General features: G+C 48.7%; 17 protein-coding genes and 1 tRNA gene. 4 read left to right on the top strand and 14 right to left on the bottom strand.

Features of this window, described 5'->3' with window-relative positions; translation table 11 throughout:
• Positions 1–74: 74 nt before the first annotated feature.
• The 6 genes from lon to ACSYSY_RS03605 all read right to left on the bottom strand — a co-directional run bounded on the left by lon (position 75) and on the right by ACSYSY_RS03605 (position 7,865).
• Positions 75–2,627 (bottom strand): endopeptidase La, encoded by a 2,553-nt coding sequence (gene lon, locus ACSYSY_RS03630; RefSeq protein ID WP_491707945.1) that lies wholly within the window; start codon positions 2,625–2,627, stop codon positions 75–77.
• Positions 2,628–2,703: 76 nt separating this feature from the next.
• Positions 2,704–3,972, bottom strand: coding sequence for an ATP-dependent Clp protease ATP-binding subunit ClpX (gene clpX, locus ACSYSY_RS03625; protein ID WP_491707944.1), 1,269 nt, complete (start codon positions 3,970–3,972; stop codon positions 2,704–2,706).
• Positions 3,973–4,051: 79 nt separating this feature from the next.
• Positions 4,052–4,699: an ATP-dependent Clp protease proteolytic subunit gene (locus ACSYSY_RS03620; protein WP_491707943.1), complete on the bottom strand. Its 648-nt coding sequence runs from the start codon at positions 4,697–4,699 to the stop codon at positions 4,052–4,054.
• Between the two features lie 156 nt (positions 4,700–4,855).
• Positions 4,856–6,184: a trigger factor gene (gene tig / locus ACSYSY_RS03615; protein WP_491707942.1), complete on the bottom strand. Its 1,329-nt coding sequence runs from the start codon at positions 6,182–6,184 to the stop codon at positions 4,856–4,858.
• Between the two features lie 58 nt (positions 6,185–6,242).
• Positions 6,243–6,327 (bottom strand) — tRNA-Leu (locus ACSYSY_RS03610).
• Between the two features lie 143 nt (positions 6,328–6,470).
• Positions 6,471–7,865, bottom strand: a complete 1,395-nt coding sequence (locus ACSYSY_RS03605; RefSeq protein ID WP_491707941.1) for an NAD(P)H-hydrate dehydratase — start codon at positions 7,863–7,865, stop codon at positions 6,471–6,473.
• Between the two features lie 154 nt (positions 7,866–8,019).
• Between ACSYSY_RS03605 and ACSYSY_RS03600 the strand changes: the two genes are divergently transcribed.
• The 3 genes from ACSYSY_RS03600 (at position 8,020) to ACSYSY_RS03590 (ending at position 12,123) form a co-directional block, all read left to right on the top strand.
• On the top strand, positions 8,020–8,457 hold the full coding sequence (locus tag ACSYSY_RS03600) for a hypothetical protein (protein WP_491707940.1): 438 nt from the start codon (positions 8,020–8,022) through the stop codon (positions 8,455–8,457).
• A gap of 301 nt (positions 8,458–8,758) precedes the next feature.
• Entirely contained in the window at positions 8,759–10,831 is a 2,073-nt protein-coding gene (locus ACSYSY_RS03595; protein ID WP_491707939.1) for a DEAD/DEAH box helicase, read from the top strand.
• An 8-nt stretch (positions 10,832–10,839) separates the two neighbouring features.
• Complete coding sequence (locus ACSYSY_RS03590; protein WP_491707938.1) at positions 10,840–12,123, top strand: class I SAM-dependent RNA methyltransferase; 1,284 nt, start codon at positions 10,840–10,842, stop codon at positions 12,121–12,123.
• 78 nt (positions 12,124–12,201) lie between these two features.
• Here the strand turns inward: ACSYSY_RS03590 and ACSYSY_RS03585 are convergent, their stop codons facing one another.
• The 8 genes from ACSYSY_RS03585 to ACSYSY_RS03550 all read right to left on the bottom strand — a co-directional run bounded on the left by ACSYSY_RS03585 (position 12,202) and on the right by ACSYSY_RS03550 (position 19,605).
• The gene (locus ACSYSY_RS03585) at positions 12,202–12,558 is read right to left on the bottom strand and encodes a HesB/IscA family protein (RefSeq protein WP_491707937.1); all 357 of its coding nucleotides are present in this window, start codon (positions 12,556–12,558) and stop codon (positions 12,202–12,204) included.
• A 12-nt stretch (positions 12,559–12,570) separates the two neighbouring features.
• Complete coding sequence (locus ACSYSY_RS03580; protein WP_491707936.1) at positions 12,571–12,990, bottom strand: SUF system Fe-S cluster assembly protein; 420 nt, start codon at positions 12,988–12,990, stop codon at positions 12,571–12,573.
• Between the two features lie 8 nt (positions 12,991–12,998).
• Positions 12,999–14,210, bottom strand: a complete 1,212-nt coding sequence (locus ACSYSY_RS03575) for an aminotransferase class V-fold PLP-dependent enzyme (protein WP_491707935.1) — start codon at positions 14,208–14,210, stop codon at positions 12,999–13,001.
• Positions 14,203–15,393 carry a Fe-S cluster assembly protein SufD gene (gene sufD, locus ACSYSY_RS03570; RefSeq protein WP_491707934.1) on the bottom strand — a complete coding sequence of 397 codons (1,191 nt, stop codon included), beginning with the start codon at positions 15,391–15,393 and terminating at the stop codon, positions 14,203–14,205. Before sufD ends, ACSYSY_RS03575 begins: the two co-directional genes overlap by 8 nt.
• Positions 15,390–16,160 (bottom strand): Fe-S cluster assembly ATPase SufC, encoded by a 771-nt coding sequence (gene sufC / locus ACSYSY_RS03565; protein ID WP_491707933.1) that lies wholly within the window; start codon positions 16,158–16,160, stop codon positions 15,390–15,392. Before sufC ends, sufD begins: the two co-directional genes overlap by 4 nt.
• A 5-nt stretch (positions 16,161–16,165) precedes the next feature.
• Complete coding sequence (sufB, locus tag ACSYSY_RS03560; protein ID WP_491707932.1) at positions 16,166–17,650, bottom strand: Fe-S cluster assembly protein SufB; 1,485 nt, start codon at positions 17,648–17,650, stop codon at positions 16,166–16,168.
• Positions 17,651–17,673: 23 nt separating this feature from the next.
• On the bottom strand, positions 17,674–18,126 hold the full coding sequence (locus tag ACSYSY_RS03555) for an SUF system Fe-S cluster assembly regulator (protein ID WP_491707931.1): 453 nt from the start codon (positions 18,124–18,126) through the stop codon (positions 17,674–17,676).
• Positions 18,127–18,330: 204 nt separating this feature from the next.
• Positions 18,331–19,605 carry a DUF445 domain-containing protein gene (locus tag ACSYSY_RS03550; protein WP_491707930.1) on the bottom strand — a complete coding sequence of 425 codons (1,275 nt, stop codon included), beginning with the start codon at positions 19,603–19,605 and terminating at the stop codon, positions 18,331–18,333.
• A gap of 129 nt (positions 19,606–19,734) precedes the next feature.
• Between ACSYSY_RS03550 and ACSYSY_RS03545 the strand changes: the two genes are divergently transcribed.
• Positions 19,735–22,527 carry a phosphoenolpyruvate carboxylase gene (locus ACSYSY_RS03545; RefSeq protein WP_491707929.1) on the top strand — a complete coding sequence of 931 codons (2,793 nt, stop codon included), beginning with the start codon at positions 19,735–19,737 and terminating at the stop codon, positions 22,525–22,527.
• Positions 22,528–22,534 lie beyond the last annotated feature (7 nt).

The raw sequence follows: 22,534 nt of genomic DNA, 5'->3' as shown, positions 1-22,534 counted from the left end.
TATTAGCACCAACGCTTGCACTATGAAGCGCTTTTTCTCTACGTCAACTGGTAGAATCGCACAAACCCACCAACTTAATGCGGTAGCGGCTGAGAAAGCACAGTTTCACCACTCTCCACGGCCTTGTTCAGCAAGGATTCAGCAAGAATTGGCTCTGGTTTTCCAGCGAGGGCGATCTCTAGCACTTCGTTGACATGCCGCACAGGAAGAATCTTCAATTTTTGACGAACACTCTCTGGAATATCCGCAAGATCTTTCATGTTGCTTTCAGGAATCATGACAAGCTTGATACCCGCTCTCACGGCAGCAAGAAGTTTTTCTTTCAAACCACCAATTTCCAGCACATGGCCACGCAATGTCACTTCACCGGTCATTGCCACATCATGCCTGACGGGAATACGGGTCATAACACTGACAAGCGAGGTCACAAGCGCGATCCCCGCTGAGGGGCCATCTTTAGGCACAGCACCTTCGGGAAGATGGATATGAACATCCTTTTCCTCCAGAATTTCCTTGCTGATTCCAAAATCATCCGCACGGGAACGCACATAGGAAAACGCAGCAGAGACGCTTTCTTTCATAACGTCACCCAGTTTTCCCGTCTGCCTGACCTGCCCTTTGCCAGGGATCAGCAAACTTTCAATGGTCAGAATCTCACCACCAACCTGCGTCCAGGCAAGACCTGTCACAATCCCGACCTGATCTTCAGAATCAATTTCACCATGATGGAATCTGGGAATTCCGGCATATTTTTCCAGATTCTCAGAGGTGATTTTGACTCGTTTGACTTTCTTTGAAAGAAGTTCACGGACGATTTTGCGAGCCAGACGCGCGATAAAACGCTCCAGATCACGCACACCAGCCTCACGCGTATAGCGCCGAATCAGCATCAGAAGCGCATCATCTGTCACCTCCCATTCAGCAGGCTTGAGGTTATGTTCCTCGCCCTGTTTTTTGAGAAGGTGACGTTTGGCAATCTCCAGCTTTTCTTCTTCGGTATAACCAGAGAGGCGAATCACTTCCATGCGGTCCAGCAAGGGCTGGGGCATATCAAGCGTATTGGCCGTTGCAACAAACATTACATCTGAAAGGTCATAATCAACTTCGAGATAATGGTCTGTGAAGTTCTTATTCTGTTCAGGATCAAGCACCTCCAGCAACGCTGCAGATGGGTCTCCCCGCCAGTCAGAGCCAAGTTTATCCACCTCATCAAGCAGGAAGAGTGGGTTTGAAACCCCCACTTTCTTCATGCTCTGAAGAATTTTACCAGGCATCGCTCCTATATAAGTGCGCCTGTGCCCTCTGATCTCTGATTCGTCGCGCATACCTCCCAGAGCCATCCGCACATATTTACGGCCTGTTGCGTGAGCAATGGAGCGGGCAAGCGACGTTTTACCAACGCCGGGAGGCCCCACAAGGCACAGAATCGGCCCTTTTAACTTACGAGAGCGACTCTGCACAGCCAGATATTCCAGGATACGTTCCTTGACCTTCTCCAGGCCATAATGATCCGCATCCATGATGGTTTCGGCATTTTCCAGAGAGCGCGAAATTTTTGAGCGTTTCTCCCATGGAAGATCTACAAGCCAATCCAGATAGTTTCTGACAACAGAACTTTCTGCTGAAGACGGGCTCATATTTTTAAGCTTTTTCAGCTCGGAAGTGGCCTTGTCGCGCGCTTCTTTGGAAAGACGGGTCTGCTTGATCTTTTCTTCAAGTTCTGCGAGGTCGTCAGTCCCTTCCTCTCCGTCTCCAAGTTCTTTCTGAATCGCCTTGATCTGCTCATTCAGGTAATATTCGCGCTGCGTCTTCTCCATCTGTTTTTTGACGCGGCCTCGAATACGTTTCTCAACTTCGAGGATATCAATTTCAGCTTCCATGAAAGCAAAAATTTTCTCCAGACGGGCCTCGACTGAAACCGTCTCAAGCAAATCCTGCTTTTCAGCGATCTTGAGATTGAGATGGCTCGCGATTGTATCCGCCTTCTGGGACAGATTTTCAAGCTGACTGATAGAAGATGCGATCTCTGGCGCAATTTTCTTGTTCAGAGACACATAATCTTCAAAACGCAAGGTCACAGACCGTGCAAGAGCAGCGAGATCGCTTTCCGATTCACTGAAAGAGTCTTCCAGGTCCTCTATTTCAGCCAGGAAATATTCTTTCCGGTCATGAAGTTTGGTGATATGGGCACGCCTGATCCCCTCTACCAGCACTTTAACAGTCCCGTCAGGAAGTTTCAGTATCTGGAGAATATTGGCGATCGTCCCGACCCGATAAATATCATCAGCTCCCGGATCATCCAGAGCGATATCCTTCTGGGTCACCAGCAGGATTTCATTATGGTCCTTATCAAGGGTTTCCAGCGCGTTAACCGATTTATCCCGCCCTACAAACAGGGGGACAATCATATTGGGAAATACAACAATATTGCGAAGGGGCAGTACAGGATAAGACTTTACCTGCGCGCCCTCGTCATTTTTCCTGGCCACTGACTCGGGTTTTTTACGCGTTGCAGCCGTCCGTTTAGGGGCAGATTTACGCTTTACTGTCTCCTTACCCCCCTTTACTTCAACCTTCTCCACGGCGCTTTTACGCGCACGAGGCTTCGACTTTTTCTCTTCACTCATTTACGAGATCTCCAAATTGGACGATCAATCGGGCTTTGCCCCTGAATGGGCACAAAGCCCAAGATTTTTAAAAAGCTCAGGCAGATTTTTCGACTGTTTTTCGTTCTTCATCGGGCCCGTAAACATAAACAGGAGATGTTTTTCCCTCCGCTACGTCACGGTTAACGACAACTTCTTTTACAGTATCGCGCCCTGGCAAATCATACATAGTATCGAGCAGGATTTTTTCCAATATGGAGCGCAACCCTCTAGCCCCTGTTTTGCGTTCAATAGCACGCGCCGCGATTGCTGAAAGAGCATCACTGGTAAAGGAAAGCTCAACATTTTCCATCTGGAAAAGGCGTGCGTATTGTTTCACTAAAGCGTTACGAGGCTCACTCAGAATCTGAACCAGCATGGCCTCATCAAGATCCTCAAGAGTCGCAATCACAGGCAGGCGGCCGATAAATTCAGGAATTAACCCGAATTTCATCAGATCTTCCGGCTCAATATCACGCAACACATCCCCAAGGCGGCGTTCATCTTCTGAACGCACATCGGCCCCGAACCCCATGGATGAACCTTTTCCACGGGCTGTGATGATCTTATCAAGACCGGCAAAAGCCCCCCCACAGATAAACAACATATTGGTTGTATCAACCTGCAGGAATTCCTGCTGCGGATGTTTACGCCCCCCCTGAGGTGGCACAGAAGCAACGGTCCCTTCCATCAGTTTCAGAAGTGCCTGTTGCACCCCCTCGCCTGATACATCGCGTGTAATGGAAGGATTTTCCGCCTTGCGCGAAATCTTGTCGATCTCGTCGATATAAACGATCCCTCTCTGGGCTTTCTCAACATCATAATTGGCAGCCTGAAGCAGTTTGAGAATGATATTCTCAACATCCTCGCCGACATATCCTGCTTCAGTCAGTGTCGTCGCATCAGCCATCGTGAAAGGAACATCGAGAATGCGCGCGAGTGTCTGCGCCAGAAGTGTTTTCCCTGTTCCGGTAGGGCCAATCAGCAGAATATTGGATTTACCAATTTCCACATCCGATGACTTATCGTTCAGTTCCAGTCTTTTATAGTGATTATGAACCGCGACAGACAAAGCCTTCTTCGCCTGTTTCTGCCCGATGACATAATCATCAAGCACCTTGAAAATTTCACGGGGTGTCGGCACACCCTCTTTTGATTTTACAGGGTCCCCGCTATGTTCAGCGCGAATGATGTCGGTGCATAACTCAACACATTCATTACAGATAAAAACTGTAGGCCCTGCGATCAACTTGTTAACTTCGTGCTGGGACTTGCCGCAGAACGAACAATATAAGGTATTCTTTGAATCGCTTTCGTTTTCGCTCATAACAGTCCCCTTATGGCAGCCTGCCTTCTAAAGAAGCGCAGCCTGACCATCTCAAATTCCTTACCATCACGCTGGTAAATTAGTGTGCCTTATCTGCCTCAGCAGAAGGATGACGGCGAACAACTTCATCGACAAGACCAAAATCGCGCGCTTCATCGGCAGACATATAACGATCACGTTCCAGAGCCTGCTCAATTTCCTCAAGAGAGCGGCCTGTGTGTTCTTTATATATTTCGTTAAGCCTTTTACGAATAACAAGGATCTCACGTGCTTGAATTTCAATATCCGAGGCTTGTCCCTGTGCTCCTCCCGAAGGCTGGTGCACCATGACACGTGCATTAGGCAGACAGAAACGCCGCCCCTTTTCACCACCGGCAAGAAGAAGAGACCCCATGGAAGCAGCCTGACCGATACAAACAGTACTGACCGGGCAACGGATATATTGCATGGTATCATACATCGCCAGACCCGCTGAAACGACACCACCGGGACTATTGATATAAAATGAAATCTCTTTTGTGGGATTAACACTTTCCAGATAGAGCAACTGCGCACAGACCAGCGAAGAAACCTGATCATAAACAGTTCCAGTCAGGAAAATAATTCTCTCCTGCAGAAGACGGGAGAATATATCAAATGACCTCTCACCACGGGACGTCTGTTCGACAACCATGGGCACGAGGGTACTGTTAAAAATATCAAGAGGGTTGCGGTCCCCAATGTCCATTGTAGATTTCCTTTATGCCTTCCCTCAATTTAAATGTCGGGGCAGACTTCTGTCCATATAAAATGGTGCAGGAATGATCTTCCGTCAAAGGGGAATCGGTCAAAAAAAAGGAATGAAGGGAGTCTTTTATTTCAAAGACTCCCTTTTAAGGCAGATTTAGTCTGCTTCCGGCATGTCTGCCAGCTCTTCTGGTGTCACTTCTTTGTCTGTGACATCAGAGAGTTCAATAAGATAATCCACAACCTTATTCTCAAGGATTGGACCTTTTAGATTTTCAACGGCCTGCGGATTACGGGAGAAGAACTCATAAACAAGTTTTTCCTGCCCAGGGAAACGACGAATCTCCTGCTGCACAGCTCCCATAAGCTCTTCACGGGAAACCTGAATATCCTGCTTGCGGCCAATTTCAGCCAGAAGGAGGCCAAGTTTAACGCGGCGAACAGCGATTTTACGGTAATCTGCACGCAATGTTTCTTCGTCTTTTGCAGCTTCTTCTTCGTCCAGACGACCTGCTTTGCGTTCTTCTTCGATGCGGGCCCAGATCTGGGCAAATTCTGCATCAACCAGAGATGCGGGTGCTTCAAAATCAACTTTATCAGCAAGAAGATCAAGCAGGTCACGCTTGATACGCATACGTGAAAGCTGGTTATATTCACCTTCCAGCTGCTCTCTTAAAATCTTGCGTAATGCTTCGAGATCCTCGAGTCCCAGCTTCTTGGCCAGCTCATCATTGATTTCAGGCGCCGTCGCTTTTTTCAGCTCTTTTGCCTTGATCTCAAAGGTTGCTTCCTTACCGGCAAGCTCCGTTGCCTGGTAATCTTCAGGGAACGTTACCGTAATGGTCCGTTCTTCCCCTGGAGCCATGCCTTCCATCTGGTCAGCGAAGCCAGGGATGAAGCCTTCCCCACCGATCTCAACGTTCACATCGTCTGCTGAACCACCTTCGAAAGGCTCGCCATTCAATTTACCGACGAAATCAACGCAAAGAACGTCACCTTTTACGGCAGGGCGCTTCTCTTCAAGCGTTGTGAAGGTCTGATTGCGCTTTGCAATGGATTCGATGGATTTTTCGATTTCTTCATCAGAAGCCTTGCTTGTCAGACGCGTCAGCTTCAGGCCTGAAAGATCAGGAACTTCAAAGTCTGGCAGGACTTCCATCTCAACCGTGAATTCGAGGTCTTTTCCCTCATCGCCTTTCTGCACAAGATTAATGTGCGGCTGAATGGCAGGACGCAGTTTCTGCTCTTCGAGAAGTTTTGCAACATTGTCCTGAACAAGCTTCTCAATAATTTCGGCCTGAACAGACTCGCTATAACGCTGCTTGACAACTGAGGCAGGCACTTTACCAGGACGGAAGCCAGGAAGGCGGATGTCTTTGGCAATCTCTTTCAAACGTGCGTCTCTACGAGCCTGCAGGTCGGCAGACGGAACAACGACGGTGAAGGCGCGCTTTAATCCTTCATTGAGCGTGGGCGTAACCTGCATGGTCCAGGCGATCCTCTCGGCGAAAGTTGATGAATATCTAATATGAAAGATCAACCTTTGGTACGGGCGGAGGGACTTGAACCCCCACAACTTGCGTCACCAGAACCTAAATCTGGCGTGTCTACCAATTCCACCACGCCCGCATAACAATGGGTCAATGACCTTTCCGACCCGAGCATAGCCCGGATCACTTCGTGGTGAAAGCGGCTTTAGCGCATGATGCGCTGTTGGGCAAGCCGTCACAGACCAGAAAGACGGGGAATCACCTTTAATTTACATAGTTTTTTTATTTTTTACCCTTACCGAAGGCTATTTGGGCGGCTTTCTCACGTGCGCAACCGAGAATAGAGACCACATCTTCAGCCAGGATCCAGCCACCATGCTGCTCCGCCGCCATCAACCCTGCCTGACCGTGAATCCAGACTCCTGCGCACGCAGCCTCCCATGCTGACATACCGGCCGCAAAGAGCGCTGCAATAACCCCACTCAAGACATCACCCGTTCCTGCTGTCGCCAAAGCCGGAGTTGCGTGAGAGTTGATCACCACGCGACCGTCAGGTGATGCAATAATCGTATCCTCCCCTTTCAGAACAACAATCAGATTCAAGCTTTTGGCAGCTTTCTGCGCATTTTGAAGGCGCGTCCCTTTATAGTCAGGGAAAAGCCGGGAAAATTCTCCATCATGCGGTGTAATGATTTTTACGCCTCTCAGACGGGAAATATCTTCTGACGCCCAGCTCAGAGCCCCGGCATCGGCAATAACCTCTTTTCCCGCAACAAGAATATCCGGGAGCACATGACCTGCTTCCTCCGGCAATAGACCAGGTCCGCAGATCCATACTTTCCTCCGCGAATCCTGCAAGGTTTTTTCAAAGGCATCGTCGATAATCAGGCCCGGCTCGCCCAACCTGTAAAAAGGAGCATCATCTTTGGAAGCAACGATTCTGACCATGCCGGCTCCCACACGCCTTGCAGCCCCCGCCGCCAACCGGGCTGCACCTGGCATCTCATGCCCTCCTACCAGACTGACGACTCCCCTTTTATATTTATGATCCCCTGCCTTCTGGGCCGGCAATCTCCACAGACTCGGATGATTATGCCAGAAAACCGGTTTTATACTGTCCAGCGCCTCTGGCAACTGAGCGATATCAGCACAAGCAACTTCGCCACAATAAAGAGCACCAGGCAGTAAAAAATGTCCTGGCCGCGGCCTGACAAAACAGACACTCAGGCAGCATGGTGCAACTTTCCCCAGCAATGCGCCATCAAGACCGTTCACCCCGGAAGGCAGATCAATAGCAATAATTTTTCGCGCCGCTCCTAAAAAATTTTCAACTTCAGGAGATAAAGCCCGATTCATACCCGCACCGAAAAGAGCATCAACGACCATATCAAAACGCGCAGCTTCCTCGGGCAGAAAAGGCACTAAAGGTCCATTCCATTCACGAAGCATTTTCTGCGCCAAAGGTGAAGAAGGTGGGTTTTTTAGAAGCGTTACCGCGACCGGCCATCCATGATTTAGCAAAAAACGGGCGGCAACCAGTCCATCTCCCCCATTATTTCCAGGGCCACACGCCACCAATATTCTACAGGGTGAAAATTTTTTCCTGATAACGCGCCCCACCATTTCCCCGGCATTCAACATGAGGCGCTCAACATCGGAGGGAACTGTCTGGTCCATGATTTTTGTCTCTTCAGGGGACAGTAAAACCCGGGGATGAAGCCCCTTTCCTCCGGAAAACACTGACGGACATGATAGAGAATGAGACATAAGGCGATATTCCCTCTATACTGTGACCCAATAATTCCAACACTATTTTGAGGTCATCATGTGGATGTCTGTTTTATGGAGCGCCTTGCTGGTCCTGCACCTATTGAGCATTATCTACTGGGTTGGCGGGGGAATCTTCTCGCTCCAGATAAATCGTATCACTCATCTTCTGGATCCGACACAGAAATCGGCCGTTCAGATTCAAGCTTTATCACGTTATTTCAGAGCCCTGTGCCATGTCGTCCCATTGGCCCTGATTACAGGCATTATCCTTTTCATTCATCATGGCATCAGGCTCAGCTGGCCTTATCATGTTATGGCCATATGCGGCGTTCTTATGACCTTTCTGTTTTTAATAACGTTCCTCGGGAATTATCAGAAACTGCGCCGTGCCATCCGTCCCCAAAATGAGATTTTTGTAAAAACGCGTAGAAATATTCTGCTGATGACCCTTCTGGGACTGATTGCGGCCGCCATGGGGGGCATCGGACATTTTGTCTAGAGTCACTACAGTAATCAGGAGCAAAACACTCTACTTGCACCCGGGGGAAGTTTAATGTATTTTCCAAGGGTGTAACAAGCTTGTTATAAAACAGCTTTTTGGTCACTTCAGTAACGCATCATACTGATCTGAATTCAGCTATGATGCGCCTATCAAGAAATATTTTGAGAGTCTTTTGAGCGCAAAAAAATCATCCACTCCCGTGGTATCCCGCCTCCGATCTCCTCGTTCACGCAAGAAAGCGCCTGAGACTGAGGTCATTGTTACAGAGGATCACTCTTCAAAGGCAGAGGCTTCACCCTTGAAGTCAGCACCTGCAGAAGAGACTGGCGTTTCTAAAAAACGAAAAAATATTTCAAAATCTGACGAATCACTCTCCATGACAGACGAAAAAGCATTAACGTCATCAGACGACGCCGTTAAACCCAGAAAAAAACGCACAACCACAAAGGCTGCGTCTTCCAGTAAGACTTCCAAAGCTGTTGCTGAAAAAAAGACGGCTCCCAGACGCAAAAAAACGACGTCAATTCTTAAAGTCGACCCGAATGCACCGGCAGATCAGCCTATTGAGATTCCCGGCTTTACTGATGAAGGTGACGACGGAGATGTGCAGGACGTAGCCCCTGTGGCCCCTGCTAAAAAGACACGCGTCACGAAACGTAAAACGGTCGCAAAATCAGGCGTTGCCAAAAAAACTGTTAAAGAGAAAAAATCTGACAAAGAGGATACTGCAGCCGTAACAGCGGTCCAACCTGCTCCTGCTGAAATTGCTGAGACCGAGAAAAAAGCACCGGCTCGGAAAAAAAGAGCCCCTGCCAGGAAGAAAACAGCCTCTTCTGAGCTGGTTCAACAGAGCGATATTACGCCTGAGAAAAAAGAAACTGAAACGGCGGCACATACAATACCCTCTTCTCCCCCGGAATCTGAAGCCAAGGAATCTGAAACTGAGGCCCCTGATACGGCGCTACGCTTCGAGAGCTTAGGACTTTCCCGCCCTATTCTTCAGGCTATTGAAGAGATTGGCTATAGCTCTCCTACTCCTATTCAGGCTCAGGCAATTCCTGAAGTACTGGCAGGGCATGACGTTCTGGGCGTTGCACAGACGGGGACAGGAAAAACAGCGTCCTTTACGCTGCCGTTACTTGAAAAACTTTCCAATTCACGTGCACGCGCGAGAATGCCTCGCTCATTAATATTGGAGCCAACCCGTGAACTTGCTTTACAGGTTGCCGATAATTTTGAACTCTACGGCAAGAATTTGCGCCTGAATCATGCTCTGCTTATTGGCGGGAACAGCATGAATGAACAACGTGACCTGCTTAATCGTGGTGTTGACGTGTTAATTGCGACGCCTGGCAGGCTTCTTGATTTATTTGACCGTGGTGGTCTGCTCCTGATGCAGACGGACCTGTTGGTTATCGATGAAGCAGACCGTATGCTTGATATGGGATTTATCCCCGATATTGAGCGCATTGTTTCCCTGCTTCCCCGCTCACGTCAGACATTGTTTTTCTCAGCCACAATGGCACCGGAAATCAAACGCCTGGCTGACGCTTTTCTGACAAATCCAAAAGAAATTACCGTCGCCCGACAATCTTCTATTGCCACAACAATTACAGAACGTCTTTGCATTGTTGAGAAACAGGATAAGAAATGGGCTTTGAAAAAAGCTCTTCAGCATAAAGATGTCGAAAACGCGATTATTTTCTGTAATCGCAAACGTGACGTTGATGAATTGCAGGCCTTCCTGAACCGGAATCGTTTTTCAGTGGGACATCTTCATGGTGATCTAACGCAGACAGTCCGTTTTTCGACATTGGAAAAATTCCGTTCCGGTGAGCTGAAAATCCTTGTCTGCTCTGACGTTGCCGCCCGTGGTATCGATATTGATGGGCTGTCACACGTCTTTAATTATGATCTTCCCATTAATGCTGAAGATTATGTTCACCGTATCGGGCGCACCGGCCGTGCAGGCAAGGAAGGCTTTGCTTTAAGCTTCGCTCTTCCGACTGAGCATAATTTGCTGGAAGCGATTGAACGCCTGACCGGGAAAATTATTGAATATATCACTCTTGATGGCATTGCTCCGGCGGAATGGCTGGATGAAGAGACAGCTTCTTCAACATCCTCACATTCAAAACAGACATCGGCCCGGGACAAAGATAAAAACAGAAATAAGCGGGAAAAAGCTCCTCGACCAGCATCGTCCGAAAGCAGAAATTCTGACAGACGAAATGACAGGCATGGTCGTAATAAGGGATTATTACCCCCTATGCCTGAATCTGAAGAAAATCAGGAAGGTTTTGGCTCAACGCTCCCGGCCTTTATGAATGTCCGCTTCAGACTCGCGCCTCATATCCTCTCTGACAAGTAAATAATACCGTGACATCTCAATCAAACTGGTACCCTGTTGAGCAACTTGGTTCAGCAGGGGATGGACTCGTTATTATTAACGATAAACCTCATTTCGTTCCGGGCGTCCTTCCCGGGGAAGAAATACATCTTTCCGTTCATGGAAACGAAATCGAGCTGAAAGAGATCAGGAATTTTTCTCCAGACCGTACTGTTCCCTCGTGTTCTCTTTCTGGAATCTGTGGGGGATGCACGCTCCAGCATATGAGCAAGGAGGCGCTCCTTTCGTGGAAGTCTCAGAGAGCCAGCCAGGCACTCCGCCATGCAGGCTTTGATACGCTTCCTGTCGCAGATATGTCTCAGGTTGAACCCTATAGCCGCAGGCGTATGGATTTTGCAGTCCAACGCAAGGAAGGCGGTGTCATCATCGGGTTGCATCAGCGTGCCGGTGAACCTGTGGACATGACAGAGTGCGCTCTTCTTGATGAATCGATTTTTGCGCTTTTACCTGCTTTGTGCGACTGTCTTTCTCATATCGGCGCTCTGACAGGACGAGGGGGCTTGCTGATCAATCTGCTTGATAGCGGGCCTGATCTTCTTCTGGAAACAAGAGCCCCATTATCGGCAACAGATAAGGCGAAACTGGCTGATTTTGCACGACAGAAAAATATTCCCCGCATTGCGTGGAGACCATCACTTCATGAAGAACCGGAAATCATTGTGCAATGGAAGCCGGTTTTTCATCATTTTGGTCCGGTAAAAGTCACCCCACCGCCAGGGGCTTTCATGCAGCCAGCTATTTCGTCCGAACAAAAGCTGGTTGACGCTATTATGAAAGGCCTCCCTGCTCTTAATAAAAAAGACGCTCTTTATGAACTTTACGCCGGTAACGGTACTTTCTCCTTCCCCTTAGGAGAAAAGCACCGTGTACAGGCTTATGAAGGCCATAAAGCTGCTTTTGATGCCATGAATACGGCAAGTTCAGGCACCAGAGTGAGCGCCTTCCATCGCGACCTTAAACGCCAGCCTTTACTTGCTTCTGATCTGAAAAATGCCAGAGTCGTTATTCTGGATCCACCTTTCTCAGGTGCCGGAAAACAAATGGACTTCCTGGCACAATCCAACGTGCAGGATATTATTTATATAAGCTGCAATCCTGCTCTTCTGGCCAAAGAGTTAAAACCTCTGCAACAGGCAGGTTTTGACGTTATTGCCTATAGTGTGATTGATCAGTTTTTATGGTCCGCTGATTTTGAAACTGTCGTCATATTAAGCCGTGATGCCAAACGGATTAAAAACGCCCGGAAAAACTAATCCTCAATCATGATGGGGGCCTATTTCATCAGAAAATAGGACCCCATCACGACAGCAATATGATCATAAAAAGACGTCTTAGACGTAAAAACTTTCACCACATCCACAGCGGCCTTTTTCGTTAGGATTGGTAAAAGTGAAGCCGGATTCAAGCTCTTTCACCTCATAATCCATTACGGTACCGATCAGGAAAAGCGTTGCTTTCCGATCAATAAAAAGACGCTGATTCTTATCCTCGATCACTTCATCGCCTGGTTGGGCTTCTGTGACAAAATTCATCTCATAAGAATGACCTGAACAGCCGCGCACGCCGACACTGATACGCAGGACCTTCCCCTTCTCTGCGCCTTCATAAAGTTTGCCCAGTCGCGCGGCAGCACGATCGGTTAGTGTCATAATGGGAGGCAGGGAACGTTTTGTTTTCGTATCAGGCATAATTTCAAAGTCTCAAAAAAGATTCAGAGCCAACCGGGCATCATCGCTCATACGGCTCATATCCCACGGCGGGTCCCAGACAATTTTCACTTCCACAGAAGAAACCTTCGGGGCCTCAAGGACTGCTTTCCGAATCATCTCAGGCAACTCCTGCGCACTTGGGCAGTTCGGTGCTGTAAGAGACATTTCTATCTCTACGCGCCCATCATCATGGAGATCAATCGCGTAAATCAGCCCCAGTTCATAAATATTAACCGGGATCTCAGGGTCATAAACCGTTGCGATGGCCGCAATCACCTCTTCCTGATCCGGCAGACCAATCTCTTTGGAAGACTGGGGCGAAGAACCATCTAAAGACGTGTGAGCGTCGGAAACGGCTTTTTGTTCAAGTGTGTCAGATTCAGTGCGCTCTTGCACATCATGCTCAGTCATACTTTCCCTCACGCCAGAAGAGCACGGGCTTTTTCCAACCCTACAATAAGCGCTTTGATTTCATCCTCAGTTGTATAAACCGCAAAGCTTGCTCTGGTCGTCGCCTTCACGCCCAGGCGATCCATTAAAGGCTCGGCACAATGCTGCCCCGCACGAACAGCGATCCCCTGCTGATCCAGCAAGACAGCAAGATCATGCGGGTGAGCCCCTTCCATAACAAAGGAAAAGACGCCGCCTCGTTGTTGCGGGTTACCGAGAACGCGCAGCCCTTTTACATCCTTTAACGCCTGAGACGCAAACTCAACCAGATGCATTTCATGCTTTAAAATAACGTCACGGCCAATCCTGTTCACAAAGTCAATGGCCGCCCCAAGACCAATAACTTCCAGGATAGGCGGAGTCCCGGCTTCAAAACGGTGCGGCACGTCAGCATATGTCGCTCCTTTGAATGAAACCGTTTTGATCATGTCACCACCCCCCATAAAAGGTGGCAATTCATTAAGATACTCATAACGGCCCCAGAGAACCCCTATCCCCGTGGGACCATAAAGCTTGTGGCCCGTAAAGGCGATATAATCCACCTCAAGTTCCTGCACATCGACAGGATAATGAACAATGGACTGGGACGCATCGAGCAATATTCGTGCCCCATAGTGATGAGCTAACTGGGCCAGTTTCTTCGCAGGCGTTACCGTTCCCAATACATTGGACATATGCGTCACGGCCACCAGAGCAATATCGCCCTTCGCAAGCAGAGCCTCATAAGCGTCCAGGTCAATATCACCGGCCTCATTGATCGGAGCAACTTCCAGCTCCACGCCGCAACGATCCCGTAACATAAGCCAAGGCACGAGATTTGCGTGATGTTCGAGTTCCGAAACCAGTATTTTCTGCCCAGCTTTTAATTGTGACCCAAAGCTATAGGCAAGCAGGTTAATGGCCGCTGTACTGTTGGACGTATAAACAACTTCCCGGGAATCATACGCATTAATAAAGCGGGCTATTTTACGACGCACTTCTTCATAGGCATCTGTCGCCTTTTCACTCATGGCATATAAGCCACGGTGAATATTTGCGTAACAATGATGCACAGACTGGGCTACCGCCTCCAGAACACAATCCGGTTTCTGGGCGGAAGCCGCGCTATCGAGAAAAACAAAGGGTTTCCCATGCACTTTTTCGGCAAGTATGGGAAATTCTTTACGAATGGCGTCAATCATGAAAATTCATCCTGCCCAGTAAATAGGTACTCAGGACCTGATTTTCCAGAAGATCGAGACTTTCATTAAGAAAAGCTCTGATTAAAAGTGAGCGAGCCTGCGGCTCAGCAATACCACGCGACCGAAGATAGAAAAGTTGTTCCTCATCAAGCGCACCAACCGTTGCCCCATGAGAACAGCGGACATCATCGGCATAAATTTCCAGCTCGGGCTTGCTGTTCATCTGTGCTGAATCGGAAAGCAACAAAGCCTGATTCATCTGATAACCATCAGTTTTCTGTGCCGCCTGATCGACCAGTACTTTTCCCTGGAAAACGCCTGTTCCCCTATCTTCCAGCACGGTTCTGACAGTTTGTCTTGATTGACAATGGGGCACTTCATGATGGATCAACGACGTCAGATCATGATGGCTTTCGCCTGAAACAACCTGAATCGCATTAACATGAGCCACTGCCTGTTCACCTTGAAGTGCCGCTTTGACTTCATGGCGAGCGAGAGCTGCCCCAACCTGGAGCGTGAAACTTTCATAAATGCTTTTTTTGCCTAATGACGCAGAAATATAGGCAAGATGATAGGCGTCCCGGCTTTCACTCTGGTCTTTAACATGGGTGAAATGAGCCAAATCAGCACATGTAATCTCAAAAACAGGATTAGCCAGATAGCAACCACGTCCCAGATTAATCTCTAAAAGAGTCAGGGAAGAACCTTCTCCTAAAGAGATTTTATGACGTAGATGCGTCGAAAACCCCTCTCCCTCATTGAAGGTAAGGAGAATAATGGTTCCGGCGTGGCAATTTTCCGAGACATGCAGGTCCAGGCCCTTATCCTGCAAAGCTTCGTTCAACTGCCAGGAAAAAGGGGCCGTTTCAGTTTGCGCGACCGAAGCAATCCCGCTCCCTTTCTTCACGCCCTCGGGCAGAAAACTATGTGATGGGACAAATCTCCCATTGGCAAAAACAATTTTCCCCGCATGTTCCGGGAGCTCCAGGGCCTCAAGCCAGGAAGACATCTGGCTTTCATCCAAAGATTCTGCTTCCTGCCAGACCATTTTATCGAGACGATGCAACGGCGTATAATGCCACGCCTCATTTTTCCGGCTCGGGAAAGAATAGCCTGAATGGGCAAGCGCCTGGCCGCCTCTCCCAGGGAAATTATCCTGTAATGATGATCCGGTATTAGTCACGCTGCAGCCTCAAGAAAGGCTTTATATCCTTCTTTTTCAAGCTGATGCGCTATTTCTGGACCACCACTATGAATAATACGCCCTGCGGCCATAACATGGATACGATCCGGCACGATATAATCAAGCAAACGTTGATGATGGGTTATCACGAGCGCTGAGAATTCAGGGCCTCTCAGAGAGTTGACACCTTCAGCGACAATACGGAGGGCATCAATATCCAGACCGCTATCGGTCTCATCTAAAATAGCGAAAGAAGGTTGCAGAAGACGCATCTGCAAAACTTCATTGCGCTTTTTCTCTCCCCCCGAGAACCCGACATTGACCGCTCGTTTCAACATTTCAGGTGACATGGAAAGATGGCGCATTTCTTCTTTCACCAGCTTGAGGAACGTCACGGCATCAAGCTCTTTTTCCCCTCGCGCTTTTCTGACAGCATTGGCCGCTGTACGGAGAAAATTCGCATTATTAACCCCTGGCAATTCAACTGGAGACTGAAATGCCAGAAACACGCCCAATGCTGCCCGCTCTTCAGGGGCGAGTGCCAATAAATCTTTTTCTTTAAAGGTAACGCTACCATGCGTTACTTCATATTCTTCACGACCGGCAAGAATATAGGAAAGTGTTGATTTACCGGAGCCATTTGGCCCCATAATGGCGTGAACCTCCCCTTTTGGAACCGCCAGAGTCAAACCTTTCAGGATAGGTTTTGTCCCTTCGTCTGCTTCGATCTGTGCTTTAAGATCACGAATATCGAGAAAACTGGTCATAAAAACTATCCTACACTTCCTTCAAGGCTGATCTGCAACAATTTCTGCGCCTCTACAGCAAATTCCATTGGCAGTTCTTTAAGAACTTCCCGGCAAAATCCATTAACGATCAACCCGACAGCCTCTTCATCTGACAAGCCCCGTGAGCGGCAATAAAAGAGCTGATCTTCCGAAATTTTTGACGTCGTCGCTTCGTGCTCAATGCGGGCACTGATATTGCGACTTTCTATATAAGGGACGGTATGGGCGCCGCATTGATCGCCAATCAAAAGACTGTCGCATTGCGTAAAATTGCGCCCATTAGAGGCTTTGGGCTGCATTCTTACCAGCCCACGATATGTACTGTCTGATTTCCCGGCAGAAATGGTTTTGGCAATAATGGTTGATTTTGTATCCGGTGCGAGGTGAATCATTTTCGTCCCAGTGTCTGCCTGCTGGTGCTTGTTTGTCACCGCAACAGAATAAAACTCACCGACTGCGCCTTTCCCTGCCAGAATACAGGATGGATATTTCCAGGTAATCGCTGATCCTGTTTCAACCTGCGTCCATGAAATACGTGAGCGCTCTCCCTGGCATAAGCCGCGCTTGGTCACAAAATTATAAATGCCACCTTTGCCATTTTCGTCGCCAGGGTACCAGTTCTGCACAGTCGAATATTTTATCGAGGCATCATCCATGGCAATAAGCTCGACAACAGCTGCATGAAGCTGATTTTCATCGCGTTGTGGCGCTGTGCATCCCTCAAGATAGGAGACGTAAGCCCCTTCTTCAGCAATGATCAAGGTCCGTTCGAACTGGCCTGTATTACGGGCATTGATACGAAAATAGGTTGAAAGTTCCATCGGGCAGCGCACGCCTTTAGGAATATAGACAAATGACCCATCTGTAAAAACTGCTGAGTTCAGCGCTGAAAAGAAATTATCCCCTACCGGCACCACTCGTCCCAGGTAGCGCTGTACCAAATCGGGGTATTCCTGAATGGCCTCTGAAATCGGGCAGAAAATAACACCGGCTTCCTGAAGCGTTTTACGAAATGTCGTTGCTACTGAAACACTGTCAAAAACAGCATCAACAGCGATCGGGGCCCTGGGAAGTTCAGCATTCTCAACGCCTGCAAGAAGAGCCTGCTCATGAAGGGGAATCCCCAGCTTTTCATATGTACGTAAAAGCTCGGGATCAACTTCATCGAGGCTCTTGGGCCCGGGTGTTTTTTTCGGCTGGGCGAAATAATGGGCGTCCTGGTAATCAATAGCCGGGTAGCGCAACTTCGCCCAATGTGGTTCCTCCATTGTCTGCCATAAGGCAAACGCCTTGAGGCGCCATTGGAGCATCCACTCTGGTTCGTTTTTTTTACGGGAAATAAGCCTGACTGTGTCCTCGCTCAGACCTTTGGGAGCGATATCCATTTCAATATCAGTCTCAAATCCCCACTCATATGCTGACTGAGCCAGGGTTTCCACGGTTTTTCTTGTTTCAGTCGTGGCTGCCATCCTGCTTCCCCGCTTTTAGATACCTATAATACAGTTTTGAGCCCCTCAAGGTCACTATTTGCCAATCTCTGACATGCAAAGCTCGGGTTTCCTATATCAGCAATACTGACCTTTTCGAGTACTTCCCGAAGCGCTTTATTCACGACATCCCATTGACCGGAAAGATTACATTTTTCATCATGCAGGCAGGAATTGCCATCACAGCATGAGGTCAGCATCACGGGACCATCAACAGCCTCAATAACCTTGGCAACAGAAACTTTGGCCAAAGAGTCCAGAAGACTATAGCCACCTCTTGCTCCCCGAGAGGATTGGAGAATTTTGTGGACAGTCAGCGTCTTGAGCAGTTTCGCAACGGTCGGCTCCGGAATGCCTGTTTCAACAGACAGACCTGAAGCTGTCGTCTGACTTTCCATGCGCCCCAGCGCAATCAGAATGAAAATCGCATAATCAGCGAGCTTGGATAATCTAAGCACGGCAACCCTCTAATCGTCGGACTCCTGAAACAGGACAAAAAAAGTCCGCATTACTCTGATGGATTAAAAAAACTTCACGGTCAAGTGGTAACGTTCTCAAACAAAGATATAATCTTTGAAAAATCAATTTATTTTATACAATTATCATAAAGTTTTGATAATTAGGAATGGTACATAAATAATATTTATATATCTTAATAAACTTTAAATATGCCCAATAAGATTCAAAAGAAATTCCAGAATTGCTCCAATAACACAACCAACGACGGTTCCGTTAATACGGATGAATGCAAGATCCTGCCCAACGCCCTTTTCCAGATTTCTTGAAAGAGTGGCACCATCCCAGTTATTGACAACAGCCGGTATTAAATCTGCTATTTCACTACGTATGCGAGGCAGGAAACCAAGAATAACGGCTTCTATGGTCTGATTGAGTTTAGAGCTCAGGCCGTCCTGCTCCTTGAGAGCAACGATCATCTGGCGCAATAAGGCCTCAAATGACTGAGCACTCCATCCGTCATCTTTCCTGCTATCTTCTTCAACCATTTCGCGGAGTCTGACCCACAGACTCCCAGCCCATAAACGCAGGCTTTCATGCGTAAAAAACTGCCGCAGCCTGCGGACGACCCGTTCTGTTCTGACGGGATCTTTTTCTATTTCTTCGAGCTCACTTCTAACCCAGACGGTAAAACCCTGTCTTAATTGAGAATCCATCGGGTCGATACGTTCCAGTTCAAGCTTGAGAGCCTGCAAGACCTGGTTAGCCACTGAGGGGCCGATCGCCCAGCCAATCAGGCGCCCCCCCTGCTCTCTGACCCTTGATTCGACAAAATGGCGCAGATCGGCCTCTTTGGTCATCACCATGGCGCGGAACTGGGTGAGCAGAAATGAAAAAACTTCCTGATGAATATCGTTCTTCACCATTGCCTGACAGACGCGCAATAAAAGTGGGGCTATATCTTCTCTTTTTACAAAAACATCAATAACGCGCGCCAGAAAGCTTGCGCCACGACCATCACTCAAACTCTCCAGAAGACCCGGAATACTGATTCTCAATTGCTGGGAAACTGAATTGAAATTCTCAGGCTTATCGAGTGTTTCAGCTAGTGTTCTGGCAAAATTGAACCGATGAAGCACAGCCGCAACATCGTCATCCGAAAAAAAATGGTCCGCGACAAAACGCCCTAATGTAATGCCCAATTGCTCTTTTTTATGAGGGAGAATGGCCGTGTGAGGGATGGGAAGCCCCAAAGGGTGTCGGAACAGTGCGGTCACAGCAAACCAGTCTGCGATCCCGCCAACCACACCGGCCCTGCTCCCGGCCTGGATGATATCCAGCATCTCTGAAGAACCATAGAGCCGTCGCCATATGGGCAGACTCGCTGTCACAGCAATTGTGCCCATTCCAATCAGCAATGATGTTGCCCAGAATGAATAAGGACGTCTGTTAACCTCTTTACGGGCGTTTTCAGACGCCATACTTACACCTCTCATTACCGACACATGACACAAGGTCATATTTTTGCCACTGGTATTATACTTGGCATTTTAGTACTGATAGTGAACCATTTATTTGTTCATCACCAATTCAGACTGAGATAAAGCCTTATGAACGCCCGCGTTGCCGTGCCGGAAGCAAATGCTGCCGAACTGATCGATATCCTCCAGAATCAGCTGGAAAAACAGGATTACTCTTTATCAGATATGACGGCCGCTCTCACGCGAAAAACAACAACGGAAAAAGGTTTCAGTCTCCTTGAAGAAATGGTCCATATCCTCCGTGACCGTAATTTTGTAACACGGGCACAGGCTCTGAGAGATTACGTTGAGCTGCCGGATTCTGCAACAGATGCAAAGCAGGAAGAAAAGCTTTCCAGCGTCGCCAGGCACCTTGTAGCACTTGCAGCAAACCCGCAGGCGCTTTCCACTCCTTCCATGGCCGGGGTTTTTACAGCCCACCCGACTTTTGCTCTCTCCAATCATGTCTATGATCTCCTGGCATCCTGTGCTGAAGATCAGGACCACAAGCCGGAAAGACTTAAAACCCATCGCCGGTCCACGCCCCCCACATTGGAAGAAGAACAGGATCTCGCCGTTACAGCTATCAAGCGCGGCCGGGACGCACTTGACCGCCTTAATAAACATATTTTCCGTGCCGCTACTGAAAAATGGGGAGAGGACGCTCTCTTCAACCCTGCCCCGATCGTACTGGCAAGCTGGGTTGGCTTTGATACAGACGGCCGCAACGACATCAACTGGCACGATACCTTTCGTATGCGCCTTGAGCTTAAGACGATCCAACTGACGCGCTTACAGGAAGGACTGGAAAAACTTGGCCTGACAGAGACACCCTTATGTCAGAAAGTTACGTCCGTTCTCAAAGCCACTGTAAAGCAACACAGCCTCTGCCCGGCAAACTCCCAGGGTCAACAGCCCGATCCGAACCAGACAGCAAAATTCTCACAGGACATGCTCTCTCTGGAAAAAGAGACCATTCTGAGAGCTGATGAGCTTGGCGAACTGTTTTCACAGGCGAGACTGTCTCTTCCACCGGCTGATCGGCTTGAACTCGACGTTATACGTACAGGCTTTATGGCCCATGGTCTGGGTATTTCTCATATTCATACCCGCCTTAATGCCGCACAGATTTATAACATCGCCCGGACCCGCCTTGGCCTGACAGATGATCCGACGCTTCCCGCTCACCGCCGCGTTCTTCTCTCGCGCATCGATCAGGCCATGGATGAGCTGAAGCCTTTATCAGTCAGTTTCGGCAGTCTGTTAATAGAGCCAAGCGCTGCGGCACGCCTGATGATGACCATGGCGCAGATCCTTAAACATATTGATTCCGGCACACCAATCCGCTTTCTGATTGCTGAAACAGAAAGTGGCTACACTCTGCTTGCCACTCTGTGGCTTGCACGCCTTTTCGGGATCAGGGATGAGCAGATTGAAATCTCCCCTCTTTTCGAAACTGAAAGCGCACTCGAAAATGGTGAAACCATTCTGCGTGAAGCCATGCGCTCCAGACATTGGCGCAATTACCTGAAAGCCAATGGTCGGCTTTCCCTGCAATTTGGTTATTCTGACTCCGGGCGTTACGTCGGGCAGCTTGCTGCCGGGACGCTTGTGGAAAGATTGCGCCTGAAAGCGATCGCCCTTCTCAAGGAATATCAGCTTGAAGATGTCTCTCTGACCATGTTTGATACGCATGGGGAAAGTATTGGACGAGGCGCCCATCCTTTCAGTTTCAGAAAACGCCTGGATTATTTTTCCCCTCCGCGCACCTATAAAGCCTTGCATGAGGCAGACCTGCCCTGCCGTTTTGAAACGGCTTTCCAGGGGGCCGATGGCTATACTCTTTTCGGCACGCAGGCACTGGCAACATCAACCATTACCATTATGGCCGAACAGATTGCGGCCCATCTTGACCCCGTTTCTCTCAATGCAGAGCAGGACCCGCTTTATAAGCACCCTAATTTCCATCTGGATTTCTTTGCCACGATTGCCCTCAAAATGGGTGATCTGGTTAATAACCCCGGATATACGGCTCTCTTAAGTGCCTTTGGCCTGTCTCTCATTGATAAAACAGGCTCTCGTCCTTCAGCACGCCAGAGCGATACGGCACGCGTAAGCCGTATCACACATCCAAGTCAGATAAGGGCTATCCCCAATAATGCCATTTTGCAGCAACTGGGCTGGTGGGCCAATATCCTTCATGGCCTCGGCACGGCTGTGAACCGTAATCAGGAAATGTTTGAACAATTAAGAAAAGAATCGCCACGTTTCAAACAATTGATGGATTTCGCCTCACAGGCCCTCGCTCATTCAGACATTGATATTCTGCGCGAAACCATTCACTTTCTCGATCCCGGGACGTGGCTGGACCGTGCGGCACAGAGTAAACAGGAAGACGACCGGGCACGCTTTATTCAGATTGCCCAGGGACTTGAAGATCTGGAATTCTGGAAAAGTGTTCCCGCCATGTTCCGCAATATCCAGCGCGAACATATAGACCTTCTCTCCACCTGGCCTGATGCGCCCCGCATGGCCACTGAGGAAAAGATACTTCACGCTATCCGCTTCGCCTTGATTGAGAGGATCTGGCTTCTTTCAACGCAGATCCCCTATTTCGGCCCTCGCGGTTCTCTGACCAGAGAGGCTATCACGACGCTTATTCTTTGTTTGAATGTCCCTCGCGCCTTAAGACTGCTTGAGGACCTCTTCCCTGTCACGGAGCCCAGTATTGCCGACCTGGATTTTGGTGAAAAAGGTGATGCTGCCATTGCTCAGGGCTTTGCCCGTGAACATGAAAATATCTTCCGTCCCTTACAGCAATGTTTTGATCTTCTGCGGGAAGTTGGTGTAGCGATTATGCACGCCAATCATTCCTTCGGTTAAAAAACAG

Source organism: Aristophania sp. ESL1100, from assembly GCF_058511235.1.
Note: the sequence above shows the minus strand (reverse complement) of the source record. Positions and strands in the feature narration are given on the sequence as shown.